Here is an 18,377-nt window from a genome sequence, read left to right on the forward strand (position 1 = left end):
TTACCACTGAAAACACAGAGAAGACACTGAGTTTCACCGAGAGTTTTTCAAACTGATCGCTCCTGTTGGACAACCATTAGCTACTTTTTCGGCGGTTTCGGTTAGCCCCTTTTCAAGTTCTTCGTTGAACGGAACGCCAATTTCCACATCAAAACCTCGGCCGATGTATGTAAATCCGAACTTCTCGGTATATTTTTCAGTCAGGCGAACACAAATTCCACACTTGATACACTTTTGTGCCTCGTAAACCACCGATCCGTGATTCATCAGTTTTGTCATGCTGCGGCGCTCGCTGGTTTTAAACCGTTTCTGATCGGCCTTGTACTGGTCAGAATAATTCCGCAATTTGCAATCATCAATCGCGCGACAATCGCAATGCAGGCAACGCTTTGCCTCTGCTATCGCTTCCTTTTTTGAAAAACCCGAATAACCACCTTTCTCCGGAAACGTTCTTTTCCCTTCCACCGATTCCTTTAAATACTCAGCATATTCGCTGGCAACCAGTTTTCCAACCCGGGAATTAAACAAACGCGGCTCTCCTTTGGGGGATTGCCCATTTAAATATTGCAACACCGAAAATGCCACTTCCTTTCCCTGACCAACAGAGCGAACCGCCAAACGCGACGAGCGAAGCACATTTCCAATGGCGAATACTTTCCCTTCGGAAGTCTGATAGTAATCTTTGTCAGCAATAATTCCTTTTGGAGTTGCATTCAAACCGAATTTTTCAGAGGATTCAGAAATTGTGCCGCTTGCCAAAACAACTGCATCAAAATCGGCTTTCAGTGTCTCAAACATTTCAGCATTGATCTCCTTTCCGCCCAAAAACTCAACTCCGGTATTCAGAATCGCTTCAATTTCCTTGTCCAGTACTTCTTTGGGAAGGACATCGTCGTTGATCTCAGTTCTGAGCAATCCTCCAGCCTTTTCATTCTTATCAAACAAACTAACCTGAATACCTTTTAGCTGAAGGTAGTAGGCTGCAGCCAAACCAGCAGGGCCAGCGCCGATTACAGCCACTTTCTTCCCTGTTTTTTCAGCAGGAACAATTTTAGGCTGAGTGCCTTCGTCACCGACAAAACGTTTCAACAAACAAATGGAAATCGGTTGATCCACCGTTTTACGATGACAGGCTCCTTCACACGGCGCCGGGCAAATTCGACCCAAAACAGCCGGCAGAGCGATGTCGCGTTTTACTATTTCCAGCGACTCGTCAAACTTTCCTGCGGCGATCAAACGGTTCATCAACGGAATATTCATGTGCGCGGGACACGCCACCTGACAAGGTGCTTCGCAATCACCGGTATGTTCGCTTAACAAAAGTTCAAGCGCCATTTTCCGCGATTCAGACACCTCTTCCTCATCGGTAACAATGTCCATTCCCTCCAGCGCCTTTACTGAACACGAAGGCAGCAATTTTCCGGTAGAGCGGTCTTTCACCATGCACAACATACACGAAGTGAAATGCTCCAGCTCATCGTGCCAGCACAAATTGGGAATATCGATGCCCAGTTGCTGTGCCGCCTTCATTACCGAAGTGCCCTCTTCAATCTGAATTTCCGTGTTATTTATTTTGAGTTTGATCATCTTTTTCTCGCAAAGGTGCAAAACCACCAAGTCTAATTATGCTCTTTTTCGTATTTCAACGTCAATCTTCCTTCGATTATACTCAGGATGACGTTCTCTGAACTTTAAACTATTTCACATGCTTCTTCAAAACAGGGTAAAGCTGGTCTGCCATCTGCACAAAACCGAAATCGGTCAGGTGAACACCGTCAACTGTCGCTTCCTGGCTATGCCCAATCAAATCGTCCGCTTTTACATAATAGACATTCCGGTCACCTTTCTTTTCCTGTGCATCAAAAATCTGTTTCAGGGCAATGTTCTTGTCCACTACTGCCTGATGCACATTTTGATCGAAATACATGTGCGGATACAAGATATTCTCCACCATGATTATGGGTGTTTCCGGCTTTTTCTCACGGATAATTTCCAGAAAACGATCGTATTTTTCTTTCATTAAATCGGCAGTAACATTGGGCAAACAATCAATGACAAAACACGATGCATCAATGGTTGCCATTGCTTCTGCTACCTCGTAGTCGAGTTTGCCGTTTCCGCTAAACCCAAGGTTGATGATCTCGCGATCCAGCATGCGGGACAAAATATTCGGATAAGCCATTCCGGCCCGAGAAGCGCATCCTCCCTGCGTAATGCTGGTTCCGTAAAACACGACCGGCTTCCCGGTTTGAGGCGAATTTACTTCCGGCGCCTTGATCTCAGCTGAAGGAAGTACTCCAATCTCCAATTGAGCGAGCCCGTCGTACAAAGGGAGATACAACATATACTCTTTTTCGCCTTCCGGCATATTTTGAATGATCACTACCTGCGAAGTTTTTCCGGTAGGACGTGCAGAATTCACAAATTGCCACTTGCCATTTTCCAGGCAATACAAATCAAGTCCCTTGATTCCCGTCATCGTAAAATGGTTCATAACCACATCGCCGGTAACCTCCCATTTGGCGCCAATTGCCGTTGAGTTGGTCCGGAAACGAATCGCCAATCCACTGCAGTTTTTCGATAAATTCCACACCGGAGGGCGGGTTACATCCTGCAAAGTGGCAGGCAAACGTTCATAACGATTTTGGGTATCTTCAAAACCCTTTCCAATAACCGGCAAAGTGGAAGCATCCACATATTTCAGGCTGTCGGCGGTAATGGCCATTGCAGCCAAGGGGAACACTACTATCAGAAATATCAATAAATGTCTCATGTTATACTTTTTAAAATTCTATTTCACATCAATCGCATCAACCGGACAGGCAGCCCTGCAGGCATCGCACTTAATGCACAGTTCGGTATTGATGCTGTGTTTTTCGTGCGGGGTGAACGGAATCGCATCAACCGGGCACTTCTGCACACATTTGGTACATCCGATACAATCATCGTTCACAGAATAAGTGATCAGATCGGCACATTTTCCGGTTGGACAAACGCCGCTGATGTGAGCTTCGTACTCGTCACGGAAATATTTCAATGTACTCAACACCGGATTCGGGGCTGTTCGTCCCAAACCGCACAAACTACCTTTTTTAGTCCACTCAGCCAATTTTTCCAACTCTTCAATATCACCTTGTTTCCCTTTTCCTTTCGTGATGTTTTCCAGAATATCCAGCATTCGGCGTGTGCCCACCCTGCAAAACGTACATTTTCCGCACGATTCTTCCTGTGTAAACGACAGGAAATAGCGGGCAATGTCCACCATACAATCGGTTTCGTCGAGCACCACCAATCCACCCGATCCCATCATCGCTCCCATTTCCTGCAGCGACTCAAAATTGATCGGAGTATCCGCGTATTCAGCCGGAATACAACCGCCGGACGGTCCACCGATTTGAACGGCCTTGAACTTTTTACCGTTGGCAATTCCACCGCCAATCTCTTCAATCACCTCCCGAATGGTTATTCCCATTGGCACCTCGATCAGTCCGCCGCGTGCCACTTTACCTGCCAGCGCAAAAACCTTTGTACCGGTGCTTCGGGCAGTGCCTATTTCAGCAAACTTCTCCCATCCTTCGCGTAAAATATAGGAAATCTGGGCAAAAGTTTCGGTATTGTTTACAAGCGTCGGCTTTCCAAACAAACCCCTTTCAGCCGGAAAGGGCGGACGGATCCTTGGGAAACCGCGGCTTCCCTCAATCGAAGCAATCAATGCTGTTTCTTCGCCACACACAAATGCTCCGGCACCTTCGTAAATCTGAAGATCGAGACTAAACGAAGTTCCCAGTATATTTTCACCCAGCAGATTGTTCTCTTTGCAGATTTTTAGCGCCTCCCGAATACGGGTAACTGCCAGCGGATATTCAGCCCGAATGTAAAAGTAGCCATGGTGAATACCCGTTGCATATGCCGCAATCACCATTCCTTCGATGATTCGGTACGGATAGGATTCGAGCAGCATTCGATCCATAAAAGCGCCGGGGTCCCCCTCGTCACCATTACATATCAGGTATTTAATCTCACTTTTCTGCTTTTTCACGGCCTCCCATTTTATCCCACTGGGAAAGCCGCCGCCACCACGACCACGGATGCCACTTTTCTTAATCTGGTCCACCACATCATCTGGCGACAGGGTATCGAAAACTTTTTGCAGGGCTGAAAAACCACCCCGCTTTTTGTATTCGTTTATATCCAGCGGATTGATCATTCCGCGGTATTCAGTCGCAATGGGCAACTGATTTCCAAGAAACGACGCCACCGGTTTCTCGCGCATGCTGATTTCGTAGCGCTGCACCCCTTCCCAGTTCCGGTCGGTCTGAATGTTTTCAACCGTGTGAATCAGTTTATTTTTTAGACGGGTGAGCAGCCCCGGTGCATTAAAGTGATTTTCAACAATGCCTTTTACATCTTCGGGTTTTACCTTGGCATATAAAACCGGCTCCCCTTCATTCGGCACCACTTCCACCAAAGGCACCTGGTGACACATTCCCACACAACCAACGTGTTTCAGATTCACACGCAAACCGCTTTCATTGACCACGTGCTCTACTTCCTCCTGAATTTCCTTACTTCCGCTGGCGACACAGCACGAGCCCAGGCCAATCCGAATTTCACCCTGAATCTCAGTTCCGTCAGCTTTTCGCGCTTTTTTCAGGTTCCGTTTTCCTTTAATACTTTCAAAATCTTCAATGATCTGCCCCACCTGATCGGATGCCACATGACCGTATGTCGTTCCATCAATCTGAACAACCGGAGCCAGCGTACAACACCCCAGACAGGCCACTTTTTCGATCGTATATTTTCCTACCGAATCAGTATTAATTCCATCGGCTAATTTCAATTCCCTCCGAAACGCATCGTACACCTGAACCGCACCTTTTACGTGGCAGGCGGTACCCACACAAACCTTGATCATGTGCTCGCCCACGGGATGCAGCCGAAACTGCGAGTAAAAACTTGCCACCCCGATTATTTCTGCAGCGGTGATCTCTGACTTTTCAGCCAGGTAACGCAATGCCTCTTCCGGCAGATAGTTGTATTCCTTCTGAATAGCCTGCAAAATCGGAATCAGACTCTTTTTCGAGGAGCCTTTTTCTGTAATTAGGTGATCAATATATTTTTGATAATCAGTCATTCAGTATAAATTAATTATCCTTTTTCTTCCAGCAAACGTTTTAAATCTTCTTTACTCGGCAAAACGGTTTGATAATTTCTGGCAAAAATCTGCTTGTTATTTTGTGGAAGGGTAATTTCTACAAGTGTGTCATTTTTCTTTTTGCAAAGAATAATTCCAACGGTACTATTCTCATTGTCAAATTTTACAAAACGATCATAGTAATTCACATACATTTGCATTTGGCCTAAATCCTGATGTGTTAATTCTCCGATCTTTAGGTCAATGAGAACAAAACATTGAAGAATTCGATTGTAAAATACCAGGTCGACTCTAAAATGTTTGTCATCAAACGAAAACCTCGCCTGTCTTCCAACAAACGTAAAACCTTTTCCTAATTCAAGTAGAAAATGTTCTAACTTATCAATAATGTGCTGCTCCAATTCCGACTCTGAATATCTTGTCTTTTCCTCCAGACCAACAAACTCGAGAATATAGGGGTCCTTTATCACATCTTGCGGCTGTTCAACTATCTGCCCTTTGTCAGAGAGCTTTTTAATTCCGGCCTTATCTTTGCTTAAAGCCAAACGTTCAAATAATCCGGATTCGAACTGGCGTCGTAACTCACGTAAACTCCAGGTATTTTCAATCGACTCAATTTCATAAAATCTACGTTCATTTTCGTTTTCTATACGCATCAGCGCCAAATAATGTGACCAGCTCAACCGGAATTCGTCAGACACCGTCTGACCTTTTGAATAGATGGCATAAAAACTGCGCATTTGCTTCAGATTGGTAACTGAAAAGCCTTTCCCAAACTCACGCTGTAATCGTTCTGACAAGGCAAAGATCAGTTGAGTACCGTATTCTGCTCTTTTTTCTCCCAATTGCTCTTCTTCCACAATCAACCGTCCAATTTCGAAGTAAGTCTTTACCATAGTAGTATTTATGGTAGCGACAACCTTCGTTCTGGCCGCATTGAGCAAACCTACCACCTGGTCAAAAAAAGTTGGATTTGTTAAATGCTTACTCATTCTATACCTCCATTTCGTTACCCCAGTGCTCTATTTTCCGATACAGTACAAATTCTTGTCTCCCCGGATATAAATTCTGCCGTCAGCAAAAGCCGGAGTTGGTCCCGAGTGTTCTCCCAATTCGTTTTCGCTGATCTTTTTCAATTCCTTCCCAAATTCATACACGTGCATTACACCGTCGTTATCCATCATAAACAGCTTGCCATCTGCCGTAACCGGCGATGAATACAAAGTCGTTCCCAAATCGTCTTCCCAGTATTGTTCGCCGGTTTTAGTATCGTAGCAAACCAGCACACCATAGCTTGTGGCTATAAATAACAAACCATTGTATGCCAGCGGACTGGCAGCCTCGGGAAGGTATTCATCGTTCTCCCACACAACCGATGCTGTTTTGGGATCAATCGCCACCAAACGGGCGTATTCATTGGCAGCAAAAACCATCCCTTCTGAAAAAGCCACTGAAGGCCCTACTTCGCCCATCATGCACTCTACCTGCCAAAGTTCTTCACCCGTTTCAATGTTATAACCAGCCACAATCGGGTCGGAAGTAAGTAAAAGCTGGTATTTTCCGTCAACCTCTCCCAAAACAGGGCTGGCCCACGAAATTTTGCATGCCCGGGTCGTCTCCCAAAGCGTTTCTCCGCTTGTATTATTCAAAGCCAGCACTTTGCCGCCGCGGTTTGTATCGTACTGAACAAACAGCTTCCCGGCCCAGGTTATCAGCGACGAAGAATGTCCGTAATGGTTGTTCGGAACGCCCAGATTTCGTGCCCACAAACGTTTGCCGTTCATATCAAAAGCGATAAGGTCGCCGCTGGCAAAAATGGCAAAAACGGCTTTCCCATCGGTTGTTAACGAAGGCGCTGAAAGCCCCGTATCGGGTGTAACTTTGGGCATTGCAGCCGGCGATCCCTGGATGTTATTGGCAACGCCTGTCCAAAGGAGTTTACCGGTGTTCCGGTCGTAACAATATACTTCGCGCGCGCTGTTATCTGCACCGGCAATAAAAATCTTGTCGCCCCAAATAACCGGAGAATTGAATCCGTGCTTTGGAATCGGAGATTTCCACAAAACATTTGTACCAGCCGCCCCATTCCATTCGGTCGGGATATTTTTGGCATAACTCACTCCTTGTCCGAGAGGGCCGCGGAAGGAATTATGATTTGCTTTTAGGATGGCCAAAGTCAGTCCGGAAGCTGCCGGAGCCGTTTTTTCCGGTGCTTTTGTTTCCACAACTTCTTTTGGTGTTTCAACGGCTACCTCTTTTTCTGCGCCGGGTTGTTCAGCAATGGCTGTTTCCTCCTGATTCACTTGCTCGACTACTTCGTCTACCGCCGGTTCTGATGGTGTATTCCCGGTCACAGGATTCTGACCAACTTCAATCATTTCGATCTGTTCTTCCGGCGTGTTGGCCTCATTTTCAGCCACCAAACTGACAGTATCGTAATCCTTCAGGTGATTTACCGTCGCAAAACCGGCCACCACCGCCAGCGCCATTACTACCAAACCAACCACAATGATCCCTTTTTGAGCCAGAATACGGCCGGCAATTTCGTTTTCCAGTTTCGCATCCGGTTCTTCAATTTTACTTTTGGATGAGTAATAAACCCGCAAGGCAAACGCCAAAACAACTGCGCCGAACAGAATCAGATAGGCACCTGTTTTTACCTGCCACTGACTGTTGAAATATGCTTTTCTGGCCAGAAGATCAAAAGCACGGATCTCCGCTTTTAACTCTTCGTTGTTGGGCTCTTGTTTCAGCCTTTGAACAAGTGCTTCGAGAGCCTTGCTTTCAATGGGATCGCTTTTGGATACCTGCCAGAAGTTCAGCAACAAAAGAATGGCTACTGCCGTGCAGAATATTCCGGCAATCAACGCGATGTTTTGTGCTAATTTTAATTTGTCGTTATTGGTCATATTTTTTTGTTTGAAGCAGGGAGCACGAAGTCGGAAGTTTGGGTCCGAATTTCATAGCTGCCTGGCATCTTTTTTATTTTCGTTTCAATCTTGTTCCTCTTTTGCGGCACATACATCTTTCTGTTTCAATGCTTCGGTCGTGAATGCGCCTTTTATTCGCTTTGCTCATTTCCCCCCGGTTAAAACCGGGGGTTATCCGTCAGTTGACGGATCCAACTCCTACGGAGTTTTTATTTCATTTCAAATCTTTTTCAATTTGATCATTTATCCATTCTTCATTTTTCAACCGGACAGTAATCCACACAGCGTGCACAGCTGAAACAATTTCCGCGGTGAGGCTCGTAATCCTGCCGCTTGCGAAAAACCACCGTGTTTAATAAAGTCATGCCAATTACCAGTCCCATAAAACCTCCGGCAATCATGCTTCCAGTAAAAAATTCCGATCGTATTGTTTCGGCTTCCAACACCAGTTGATCCATGGTTTTTCCCTGAGACATAAACGTCTGCACATCAATATTGTCGGGGTCGTTTTTTATTTCGGGATTCGAAATCAACAGTTCTGCCAGGTAAACCGTAGGATTGGCTTTTGACAAAAAAGTATGCGATTGTGCACCTACAAAAACACCCAATGCCACCCACAAAGGAATGATCAGTGCATAGGTAATAAAACGTTTCGGTCCTAAACCCGACTTCACCACTTCCTTCTCGTTGGTAGGAAAGTCGATGGCATCAAAAGGACAAGAATTGGTACACAATTTACACTGAATACATTTTGACGGCGTGATGCTTAAATGCCATTTTGAAAAACGCGACATCCAGCTTAAAAGAACTCCGTACGGGCACAAAAAACGACAATACGGACGTGCCACAAACATTCCCATCAATAAAAAGGCAACGCCCAAAACGACCATGTGAAACTTGGCATCCATCCTGAAAATTCCGACGAAAGGATCGTAGCGACAGATGATAAAATCGGTACCTGTGGCGGCAAACAATACTGCCAGCGAGAGGTAGAGATAAGGGATCAAACCCAGTGTTTTATTCAGCCATTTGGGGAGACTGATCGGTTTCATTACCACCACATCCTGAATGGCTCCCAACGGACACGCACCGGCACAAAAAGTTCTTCCAAAAAACAGCGTAAACAACAGCGGCAGCAGAAAAAACAAAAGCGCCGTTAGCGAAATTGCATAAGTGGCGTCAAACAAAGTGAGTGTAACATTTTGTATGGAGCCAATGCTGCAAATACAGCCGTTCCGGTAAAAGCCAAAGTAAGCCAGCGTAAAAACCGACAGCCACAGGATTCCTTGCCGCGACCGGCTTTTTAATGCCAGCCAGGTAGCAGCTGAAAGTACCAGCAATAAAACCAGTACATCAAAATATTCAAGGGCCAAAGCACGGGGCTCGGGCGTAACAGGCGAAGGTTGGGTGTAACCACTATCGAATTCGGGCTTTGGAAAGCGTTGCTGTTGTGCCGTCAAGGAAAAAGTAGAAAGGAAAAAGGCAAAGGAGAACAGTGCAAACTTTGCATATTTCAATACGGCAAGTTTCCAGTCGCAGTATTCAGTATCTTTTACAGATGACTGATGACTAATGACTAATGACTCGCAACTCTTAACTCGCGGCTCGTAGCTATTCTCTATATCCGTTTTTTGATTCATTTGTCTTTCAATCTATGCCGGATTGTCCAGCTACCTTTTACTCTGTAGGCTTGGCTTGCCGGAACACGACTGATCGCGTCCGACGGGCAAACCCGTGCAATGGAACATTCGTTACAATTCACACAAATGTGGTGCATGATCTGCAAGTGCAGCGAACCGTTTCCAAACGAAGTACATCCCGCTACACATTTGGCGCAACCAATGCACAAATCTTCAACAATGTGGTATTCAAAATAAGGTTCTTCGATAAAACGACGTTCGATGGCGGCTGTGGGGCAAAGTTGGTTTTCGGCAGCTGTACTGCGGGCGTTGGCATCGGGTTTCAGATAACCGCCGCAAAGATCGCAATAGCCACAAAGATCATAGGCATGCACACATTTCACGGCCGATGGCGACATTACACATTCGGTAGCACAGCGTCCGCACTGCGCACATTTAAAAGGATCGATCTGCCAAACGTAGTCATCGGTAGTTACACGGCGCAAAGCTGATGCACTTACCACTCCCAGCGAGAGCAACAAAGAAGCCCTCATCCCGTTTTGAATGAATTTTCGCCGGCTTTGTGCTTTATTTTTTTCTTTCATCTCTCACCTCCTTTGCCTGCGGAAGTTCACATTTCACCAACTTTCCGCAATTTTTACATGTGGGTGAAACCGAACAGCTGGCGCTTACCTTTTTATTCAAAATCAGGTAGCCGGATGTTGCGGTCAATCCTCCCAACAAGAGAAGCCGTCCTCCGTTTTGTATGAATTTTCGTCTATCCATTGTTCTAATCAGCCTTTGTTTGTGCGGCGCTTGGTTAGCCTGCTTTTCAATTAGCCTTACCGGTAGCGCCTTTTATTCGCTTCGCTCATTACCCCGGGGTTAAAACCCCGGGCTATCCGTCAGCAGACGGACCAAACTCCTACAGATTTTTTTTCTCAAACATCCTCAACAGCTTTCGGTCAAAATCCAGTGCGTAGATGTTTCCTTCATTATCCACTGAAACATCCGGAGCCTGTCCTTCCAGCCTGTCATCAAACTTTGTGGGTGGAGCTACAACTCCCAGGAACTCACCCGAAGGTTTGTAAATCTTTACCCGTACCAATCCTTTCTCGCTGGTAACAAAACTACCGTCGGGCAACAAACAGAAATGCGCCGGGTTACAGCAACCGCTGAAATTTTCGGTTTGAGCTCCGCTGGCACGCCAGTGTTCTCGCAGGTTTCCGTCTTCGGTATATTGCTCTAATGTGTGCAGTCCGGGATTCACTACCCACAACTCGTCGTATTCAGTAACGTCCATATCGAAATAAGGGCTCGGGATAATAAAACCATGCAGATCGTCGGCACTCGCCTTTCCTTCAAACTCGCCGACCAATTCGCCTTCTTTAGAATACCTCACAATTCTCCGCGTTCCGGCATCAGCTACAAAAACATTGTTTTCACCGGCAGCGATAGCAGTAATAAGGGTATTCTCTCCCGCCAAAGACCATTTTGTTTGAAGTTCTCCGAGCATATTCAACACCTGAATCTGATTTTTAAAACCGATAAACATCATCCCGTCTTTTACTTCCACAGTAGTTGGTTCATTCTCAAAGTCTTTTTCGAGCAAGAGCTTACCTGTAGTATCAATCAACTTTAGTTTTTTGTCGCCCACCAGGTAAAGGGTATCGCCTGAGATCGTAATTCCGGCAGGCGTTTCAAAGCCTACTTTAAAATTCTTGGTTTCTTTATACAGAATCAGTTCTTCCGGAACATTTTTAAAGGCATCAACATTGAATTCGAATTTATTCGGCTCCATTTTATCGGGGCGTTTCGAGATCCAATCGCCCACCATAACAGCGATAATTACCACTGCCAACACGATCAGAAATATGACAATACCTTTATTCTTCATTTTTGTTGACTAATGATTTTGAGATGTGAGCGATGAGACTCATTCATTTCAAATTAACTTTTCAGCTCTTTCGTCCGGAATCGCTTTTGTGCTTTTATTAACTTTCGTCGCCGGACGCGTTTGTTTCTATTTCTTATTCCCCGGGTTAAAACCCGGGGTTACTTACATAAAACTCCTTCGGAGTTGGTTCTACTTCTTTCAGTCCTTTCGTCCGGGACAGCTTTTGTGTTTTTATCAGCTTTCATCGCCGGACGAGTTTTCTTTTTCATACTTACCCGGGGCGTTACCCCGGATTATTATTGTTTGACACTTTTTGTGTCTCTTTTACAAATCCAATTCTCAATTTGTCAGTTTTTCAATTTAAAATTTAAATATTCAAATCGATACAAACCATTGTTTTCGAATCGCGCATTAACAGATAACCGTCAGCCAATGCAAAGGGAGCCCATGCGTCGTGCGCATCTTCAATCACTTTTACCTGATCGAGCTGAATGTATTCTTTGGTACTTGGCCGTGCGATGGTAAGCGTTCCGTCGTCGTTCAGAATAAATAACTTGTTATCGGCCATAAAAAATGGACCAAGGCCAAAGCGTGTTTCTTTTCCGCTCGACCACACCACTTTTTTAGTATCCGCCGGATTCACACAAACCAACTGATTGCGCAATGCCCCTCCGTCTTTTGGCAAAATACCAAACAAGAAACCGTTCCAGTATATGGGCGTTTGCTGTTCGCACGCCAGGCCATCCTTGGGACTGTATTCATCGATGGGCGCAATACTGAATTTTCCGCCACTCTCCGAAAGTTGCAACACCATGCTTCCTGCTCCGTAGCCGGCTGTCATAAAAATTTTACCATCGGGCAAACAAACCGGCGACGGCGCCACTACAGAATGATTCCATGTATTTGTTTCCCAAAGAACAGAACCCGCGTCCGGACCATCAGCAGCAACTCCCAACATTCCGCCAATGGCACTGTACACATACATTTTTCTTCCGCCAAAAGTAAAAGGCACGATCGACGAATGCGACATTTGCCAGCCATGAGGATTGGGTGTTTCCCAAAGCTTTTCTCCTGTGGCGCAATCAACGGCCAACATCATCTCACTTCCGCCGGCTGCGAGAATAGCCACACCGTTATCGATGATCGGACACTGTCCGGTGTACCAAAACGGAATTTCGGTTCCGTATTCCTTTACGATATCGAGCCCCCAGCGGAAATCACCGGTTTCCCGGTCTAAACACATTACGTGACATTTGGGGCCAATTGTTACAATGTAATCTTCGGTTATAGCCGGAATTGTCCGCGACATCCCATGGTTTCGCTTCACCGTAACATCGTAACCGCGGCTCCATTGCTCTTTGCCGTCAATCAGAGAAAAACACCGTAATTTATCTGCGCGTTCTTCCTCGTCGTAATCCATAACGTAAGCCAAACCTTTGTAAATGGCAGCGCCCGAATGGCCTTCGCCCAATTCAACCGACCATAAAATCTTTGGTCCTTCTGCCGGAAATTTATCAAGGAGTTTAACCGGCGACTTTGAAATGTTGTCGTAATCGGCGCCCCTGAAGTTGGTCCAGGTTTCGCTTAATTCCTTGTAGTCCGATGCATATTCTTCGAAGTGTTCACCAATGTTTACCTCCTGCACAAAAGCATTTCCTTCGCCCCGGTTATCGGCCCCTTCCAAATTCACCGTAAACTCGCGCGTGGGGTCAGTATTCATCCACCACAACAGTGCGACAAAGCCCAGCACTCCGACTGAAGACAGGATGATATTTATGGTTCGTTTCGTCATTGAGTACAGTGTATTGAGTATTGAGAGATAGATCCTACTTTATGTCAAGCATCAAAAACGTACATTCCAATCGTGTTTCAGAAATATCCTCTACTCGTATCTCACTATCTATTTTGCTTTAATATCATAAACCATCAGCACATCGCCGTGACGCAAAAACAGTTTCCCGTCGGCAATAAACGGATGTGCCCAGTGCGGACCCGCTCCTTTTTTTATTTTGAATTCACTGATCACTTTAAATCCATCCGGGTCGGGTTCCACCAACCCCACATTGCCACGTTCGTTGTAGGCATAGAGCAGTCCGTCGGCCATTACCATCGCACCTTTGGTATCCCATTCGGCTACGTATTTGATTTCACCGGTATCCCATTTCATACAAACCCAGCGCCCGCGTTTGTTGTCAAACCAGTTTGATCCGTACAAACAACCGTCGTGCAAAATCACTCCATGATGGTGATTATCAAAAGTGTGATCTACAAATTTCTCGGCAACCGATGTTCCTGTTGAATCCATTTCGAGCATTACCGCAGGATAATCGTATCCCATGGTCAGGAAAATATTGTTGTCTTTAAAAACCGGCGTGTTGGTCCAGATAAGCCCGTTGTCCTGCCATTTCCACTTTTCAGGATTGAAGTAACTGTAGCTCCAGGCAATCTCTCCGGTTTCAGGCACAATGGCAAGGAGATGTGTACCGATCACTGCCAGAACGTAACGGAAGCCGTTCCACTCGTAAATAGCAGCCGAAGCATAAGCCCGCGGCCCGCCCAGAGATTTGGTTTTCCAAACTTCTTCGCCGGTCATTTTATTAAGTGCCACAACACTTGTTTCATGTCCGCCGGGCGAAACAATCACTTTATCATCACAAATCAACACGGTTTCTGAATTTCCCCACACATGGTATTCTCCCTGGTAGTTTTTGTCGACATCCACTTCCCAAATCGTTGAACCGTCTTCTTTATTGATACAGGAAACCTGTCCGGTCCCGCTTTGCACATAAATACGATCCGCTTCCACCACCGGCGTACTGCGGGTATCGGGAAACGATTTGTTCCAGGAACGACCGTAAGGAACCTGCCATTTTATACTTCCATCGGGGTTGATAGCGGTTAAATGATCCAGGGTATCGATCATACCGGTCACATAGATCATTCCATCCACCCAAATGGGCGAAGACCAACCGACTCCGATCTTCTCCACTTCCAGCACCTGCTGCGGACCAGCTTCGGGCCATTCCTTTAACAGTCCGGTTTCGGTGAAAATCCCATCACGATCAGGTCCGCGCCACTGCGTTATTTGCGCAGAAGCGCTCCAGCCGGTTAAAACAGAGATGAGTACAAAAAGAAATCTTTGCATGTTCATTTATTTAGTTGGTTTTTCTTTCAATCCGTTGCTTTCCGATCTAACTATTTGATCTTATAAGCGATCAGCGCATTGCCATGACGTACCAGCAAACGACCGTCGTTAATAACGGGGTGCGCCCAGTGCTGTGCCGATCCGAGTTCAACTTTGGTTTTGCCGGTCACCTTAAACTCTTTTGGGTTGGCAGTAACCAACGCCAGTTCGCCCCGCTCGCTGTAACAATACAGTTTTCCGTCGGCGGCGATTACCACACCTTTGGCTATATCCTTGGTCGCATAGGTTTCTTCGCCAGTTTCCCAGTTTACACAGCGCCACTCGCGTGCATTGTCACCCGATCCGTAGAGGTAGCCGTCCAGCAAAACGATGCCTCCCATCCGGCTGTCGAGCTCTGTTTTTGTCCAGGCTTTGCCAACACTGCTTCCATCGGCGCTTAGCGATAATTTTACACCACCCTGTCCGTAACCACTGAAGCAGAAAAGCCCGCCGTTGTAATATACTGGCGTATTGGCATGTACTTTCCAGCGGTTGGTCTGCGGGTAGTCCCACAACAGATCTCCGGTTTTTGCATCAAGGCCAATAATATGATCAGCGGTGTGTGTTACCAGTAATTTACGGGCCGGAAGTTCCACCAAAAGTGGTGTACAATAAGCTGATGGCTCTCCTTTGCCGGGCGAACTCCAAACCAGGTTTCCGTTGAAACGATTAAGCGCCACTACGTTGTTTGTTTTGCCTCCGGGCGTTACATACAACAAGTCACCGTCAATTACAACCGTTTCGGTTACGCCCCAGGTTATGTTTTCGCCTCCCAACTCTGTCAACACATTTTTGCTCCATTTCTTCTCACCGTTGGCAGCATTCATACAAACCAATTCGCCAAGGCCGCTGTACATGTACAAAAGATCACCATCCACGACCACACTTGTTCGTGCGCCCGGGTAGCTTTCCGAGAACTCTTTCCCATAGGGAGCTTTCCATTTTAACTTCCCATCCTGCGACAAAGCGTAAACATAACCGGTCTCCTCTACCATTCCTGATACATAAATAGTATTATTGGCAACTACGGGAGAAGAATGTCCGTCGCCCAGTTCTTCGAAAGACCAAAGAATTTCGGGCCCGTCAGCAGGCCACTCGTTTAGCAGGCCGGTTTCGTGGTAAACACCGGTGCCATCGCCCCGCCATACGGTTGGATTTTGAGCTGAAAGGCTTATGATAAATAAGTAGGTGGGGAAAAAGAGTAACAATGCTTTTTTAGTCATAACACGGCTTTTTGATTGTGCTCTAAAAATAGAATCAATCTGCCATATTACCAATGGGTTAAGGTTATTTAGGAACCATCTAAATAGTAAGCAATGTTTACAATTTGTTCAGGATTCATTAACAATTAACAATGGATGAACCATGGTTCAATTGAGACAAAACAGCATCGATAATTTCCTTCTCAGGAGTGGTTTCAACATCCAAAACAACGGCCTTTGTCAGCTCAAATTTATCAATAAGATCATCCAGCAAATCTTTTCTGAATGAAAGGATCAAATGATTCTCCTGCTTGCGAATCCGTTCAGCCAGAACACGCCCCCAGCCCTCACCTCTGATTTCGAGCTTCCCAATCTCATCCACCAGCACCACCTGGTGATCTGCTTTCTGAAGCAGGGTTTCGCCCCAATCAAAAGCGGCATGGTTAACGGCATATTTCCCGACACCTCTTAAAGAAGGCTCTTTGGCAACCCTCAGGAAATCGATTCTTTCCCTTGTAGCTGCATTTACCAAATCGTAACCAATGGTTTCATTCTCCTGCATCAATCGTTCGGAATAAAAGCCGGCAACCGGAATTTGCTTTTCCTGCAAGGCCGCCAAAAGCTTTTTCATAACAGTGGTTTTACCAACCCCCACCGCTCCGGTGATCACAAAAACCGATGGCAACGAACCGGCCGATCTTATTTGCTGCAATCGGTAATCGGCAAAGCCCATTATTTGCTGAACAAACAACATCGGATTTTTAAGAACCGTCTTCAAATCCGGAGTATTGGCGATCATAACCGGCAGACTTTCCACTGAAAGTTCCAGCGCCAGCGGAAGTTGCTTAAAATAGCTCCGGGCAAAATATTCCCTGATTTTCGGATTGTAAAGCTCGGTTCCAAGCACCGTAAATCCCATGATCAGCACAATGGCGCGCAGGTTCATTTCCACACCAATCAGCAAAGCATCGGCAATGGTTTTGGTATCGGATGATAATTTTGTAAAAACAAAAGCCGTAACAAGTGTGATCAGGACAAAAAATATCCAAAACCTTGGGCGAACCAGTTGCCGCAAAGCTCTTTTGTAACGATAGGCCCAAATCGCCACAATCACTGCCACCGTTGTCGCCCAAATCCCAAAAGGAATGCGGTTGATCGTAAACAATGTGCCGACCAGCAATAAAGCATTCAGCACCAGCCACCAAACAGAATAGGGAAAGTCGGCGTTTTTTGAACCAAAACCCGTGCTCTCTGCCTCCTTTTTAAAATGCGTAACCGCTATGGAAGGCTGCTTTTTCAGCTTTCTTCCGGTACTAATTCCCACCAAAGCCGACAGGGCGCCGAACAAAGCATAAACTCCCAGCAAAATTAGTATCGGTGTCCATACGGCATCGAACCTGAGCCCCAACTGTTTCTCGGCATAAATCATCAGGTTTTTATATACTTCCACAATGTTGTAGCCGTAAAAAATGATGTAATTGAAAATCTTCTGAAAAAGATTCCAACTCATGGCCAGCACCGAACCGAGCACAAAACCCGCCACTGTACGCCCCAGCAGGCGAACCGAAAATTCAAGAAGCAGGGCTTCACTGAAAATGGCGATCATCGGCCCAAAAATAACAGCACTTGGCGACATGGTTTTCATCAAGGCACAAATTAAACCGGCCCGCCAGAAAAGCCCTTTTTCGCTCCATTTATAATGCGCTGAAATAAGGATAACGATTCCGATGGCCGTTAGAATGTTCCCGCTGAAAGGGACACGCAGGTTGTGCAAAAAGCTTCCCAGTACAATTTCGGACGAAGCCCAAACCGTTCCTAAAATGGCTGCTTTGATCCACTTATCATTGAGGTGAGAGATATTATTCATTTTGAAAACCTGGATATAGAAAACGAATGTCAATCATCGTTGCCCTGATTCAATAAGCACTAAAGCACATAAGTATCTTTTTTTGTTCAAAGTGTCAAACAAAATATCCTGATTTTTGGCTTTGTACCGAAGCACGCAAAAGAGAGAAACAAATAGCGAGCGTTCTGCGGCCTTTGTGCTTCTTTGCGGGAAACTCTCTGCCAGCAGTGCGGGACGATTGGCCGCATCAGTCTTACAAGCCTTGCGATTATACTTTCGTTCTTTGTTTCCGGGAAAAATTCCAGACAACCACCAGCTGGTCGTCCGTCCTCGCAAGTAGCTACCCTTTATACACATCTTTTTCTGGGATTTGAAGAGAATACGAATGATTTTTAATAAGAAACATGGAATAATGAATAAGAAATCAGAAAATATTGGCTCAAATTATTCCGGTTTCGACACTTTTGTATTCGTTATTCCTTATTATTTATTTCTTATTTTCTAGCTTTTTAAAATTCATATTTGGGTATAAAGAGTAGCCGCA

General features: G+C 45.8%; 12 protein-coding genes. All 12 read right to left on the reverse strand.

Annotated features, from left to right (window positions below):
- Window positions 1-33: 33 nt before the first annotated feature.
- The 12 genes from D1614_RS11245 to D1614_RS11300 all read right to left on the reverse strand — a co-directional run bounded on the left by D1614_RS11245 (window position 34) and on the right by D1614_RS11300 (window position 17,854).
- Window positions 34-1,587: an FAD-dependent oxidoreductase gene (locus tag D1614_RS11245; RefSeq protein WP_119438028.1), complete on the reverse strand. Its 1,554-nt coding sequence runs from the start codon at window positions 1,585-1,587 to the stop codon at window positions 34-36.
- A gap of 109 nt (window positions 1,588-1,696) precedes the next feature.
- Entirely contained in the window at window positions 1,697-2,773 is a 1,077-nt protein-coding gene (locus D1614_RS11250) for an SGNH/GDSL hydrolase family protein (RefSeq protein WP_119438029.1), read from the reverse strand.
- An 18-nt stretch (window positions 2,774-2,791) separates the two neighbouring features.
- Window positions 2,792-5,134, reverse strand: a complete 2,343-nt coding sequence (locus D1614_RS11255) for an NAD(P)H-dependent oxidoreductase subunit E (protein ID WP_119438030.1) — start codon at window positions 5,132-5,134, stop codon at window positions 2,792-2,794.
- 14 nt (window positions 5,135-5,148) lie between these two features.
- Entirely contained in the window at window positions 5,149-6,147 is a 999-nt protein-coding gene (locus D1614_RS11260) for a PDDEXK nuclease domain-containing protein (protein WP_119438031.1), read from the reverse strand.
- A 30-nt stretch (window positions 6,148-6,177) separates the two neighbouring features.
- Window positions 6,178-8,064, reverse strand: coding sequence for a PQQ-binding-like beta-propeller repeat protein (locus D1614_RS11265; RefSeq protein WP_119438032.1), 1,887 nt, complete (start codon window positions 8,062-8,064; stop codon window positions 6,178-6,180).
- A 275-nt stretch (window positions 8,065-8,339) separates the two neighbouring features.
- Complete coding sequence (locus D1614_RS11270; protein ID WP_119438033.1) at window positions 8,340-9,725, reverse strand: 4Fe-4S binding protein; 1,386 nt, start codon at window positions 9,723-9,725, stop codon at window positions 8,340-8,342.
- Window positions 9,722-10,309 carry a 4Fe-4S dicluster domain-containing protein gene (locus tag D1614_RS11275; RefSeq protein ID WP_119438034.1) on the reverse strand — a complete coding sequence of 196 codons (588 nt, stop codon included), beginning with the start codon at window positions 10,307-10,309 and terminating at the stop codon, window positions 9,722-9,724. The genes D1614_RS11270 and D1614_RS11275 overlap by 4 nt, the downstream gene beginning before the upstream one ends.
- 320 nt (window positions 10,310-10,629) lie before the next feature.
- Window positions 10,630-11,601 carry an NHL repeat-containing protein gene (locus D1614_RS11280; protein ID WP_119438035.1) on the reverse strand — a complete coding sequence of 324 codons (972 nt, stop codon included), beginning with the start codon at window positions 11,599-11,601 and terminating at the stop codon, window positions 10,630-10,632.
- Window positions 11,602-11,968: 367 nt separating this feature from the next.
- Entirely contained in the window at window positions 11,969-13,393 is a 1,425-nt protein-coding gene (locus D1614_RS11285; RefSeq protein ID WP_119438036.1) for an outer membrane protein assembly factor BamB family protein, read from the reverse strand.
- A 108-nt stretch (window positions 13,394-13,501) separates the two neighbouring features.
- Window positions 13,502-14,746, reverse strand: coding sequence for an outer membrane protein assembly factor BamB family protein (locus tag D1614_RS11290; protein ID WP_162304473.1), 1,245 nt, complete (start codon window positions 14,744-14,746; stop codon window positions 13,502-13,504).
- A 50-nt stretch (window positions 14,747-14,796) separates the two neighbouring features.
- Window positions 14,797-16,008 (reverse strand): PQQ-binding-like beta-propeller repeat protein, encoded by a 1,212-nt coding sequence (locus D1614_RS11295; protein ID WP_119438038.1) that lies wholly within the window; start codon window positions 16,006-16,008, stop codon window positions 14,797-14,799.
- Between the two features lie 118 nt (window positions 16,009-16,126).
- Complete coding sequence (locus tag D1614_RS11300) at window positions 16,127-17,854, reverse strand: nucleoside-triphosphatase (RefSeq protein ID WP_147384168.1); 1,728 nt, start codon at window positions 17,852-17,854, stop codon at window positions 16,127-16,129.
- Between the last annotated feature and the right edge of the window lie 523 nt (window positions 17,855-18,377).

Origin of the sequence: Maribellus luteus, from assembly GCF_003576475.1 — a bacterium.
Classification (GTDB): domain Bacteria; phylum Bacteroidota; class Bacteroidia; order Bacteroidales; family Prolixibacteraceae; genus Draconibacterium; species Draconibacterium luteum.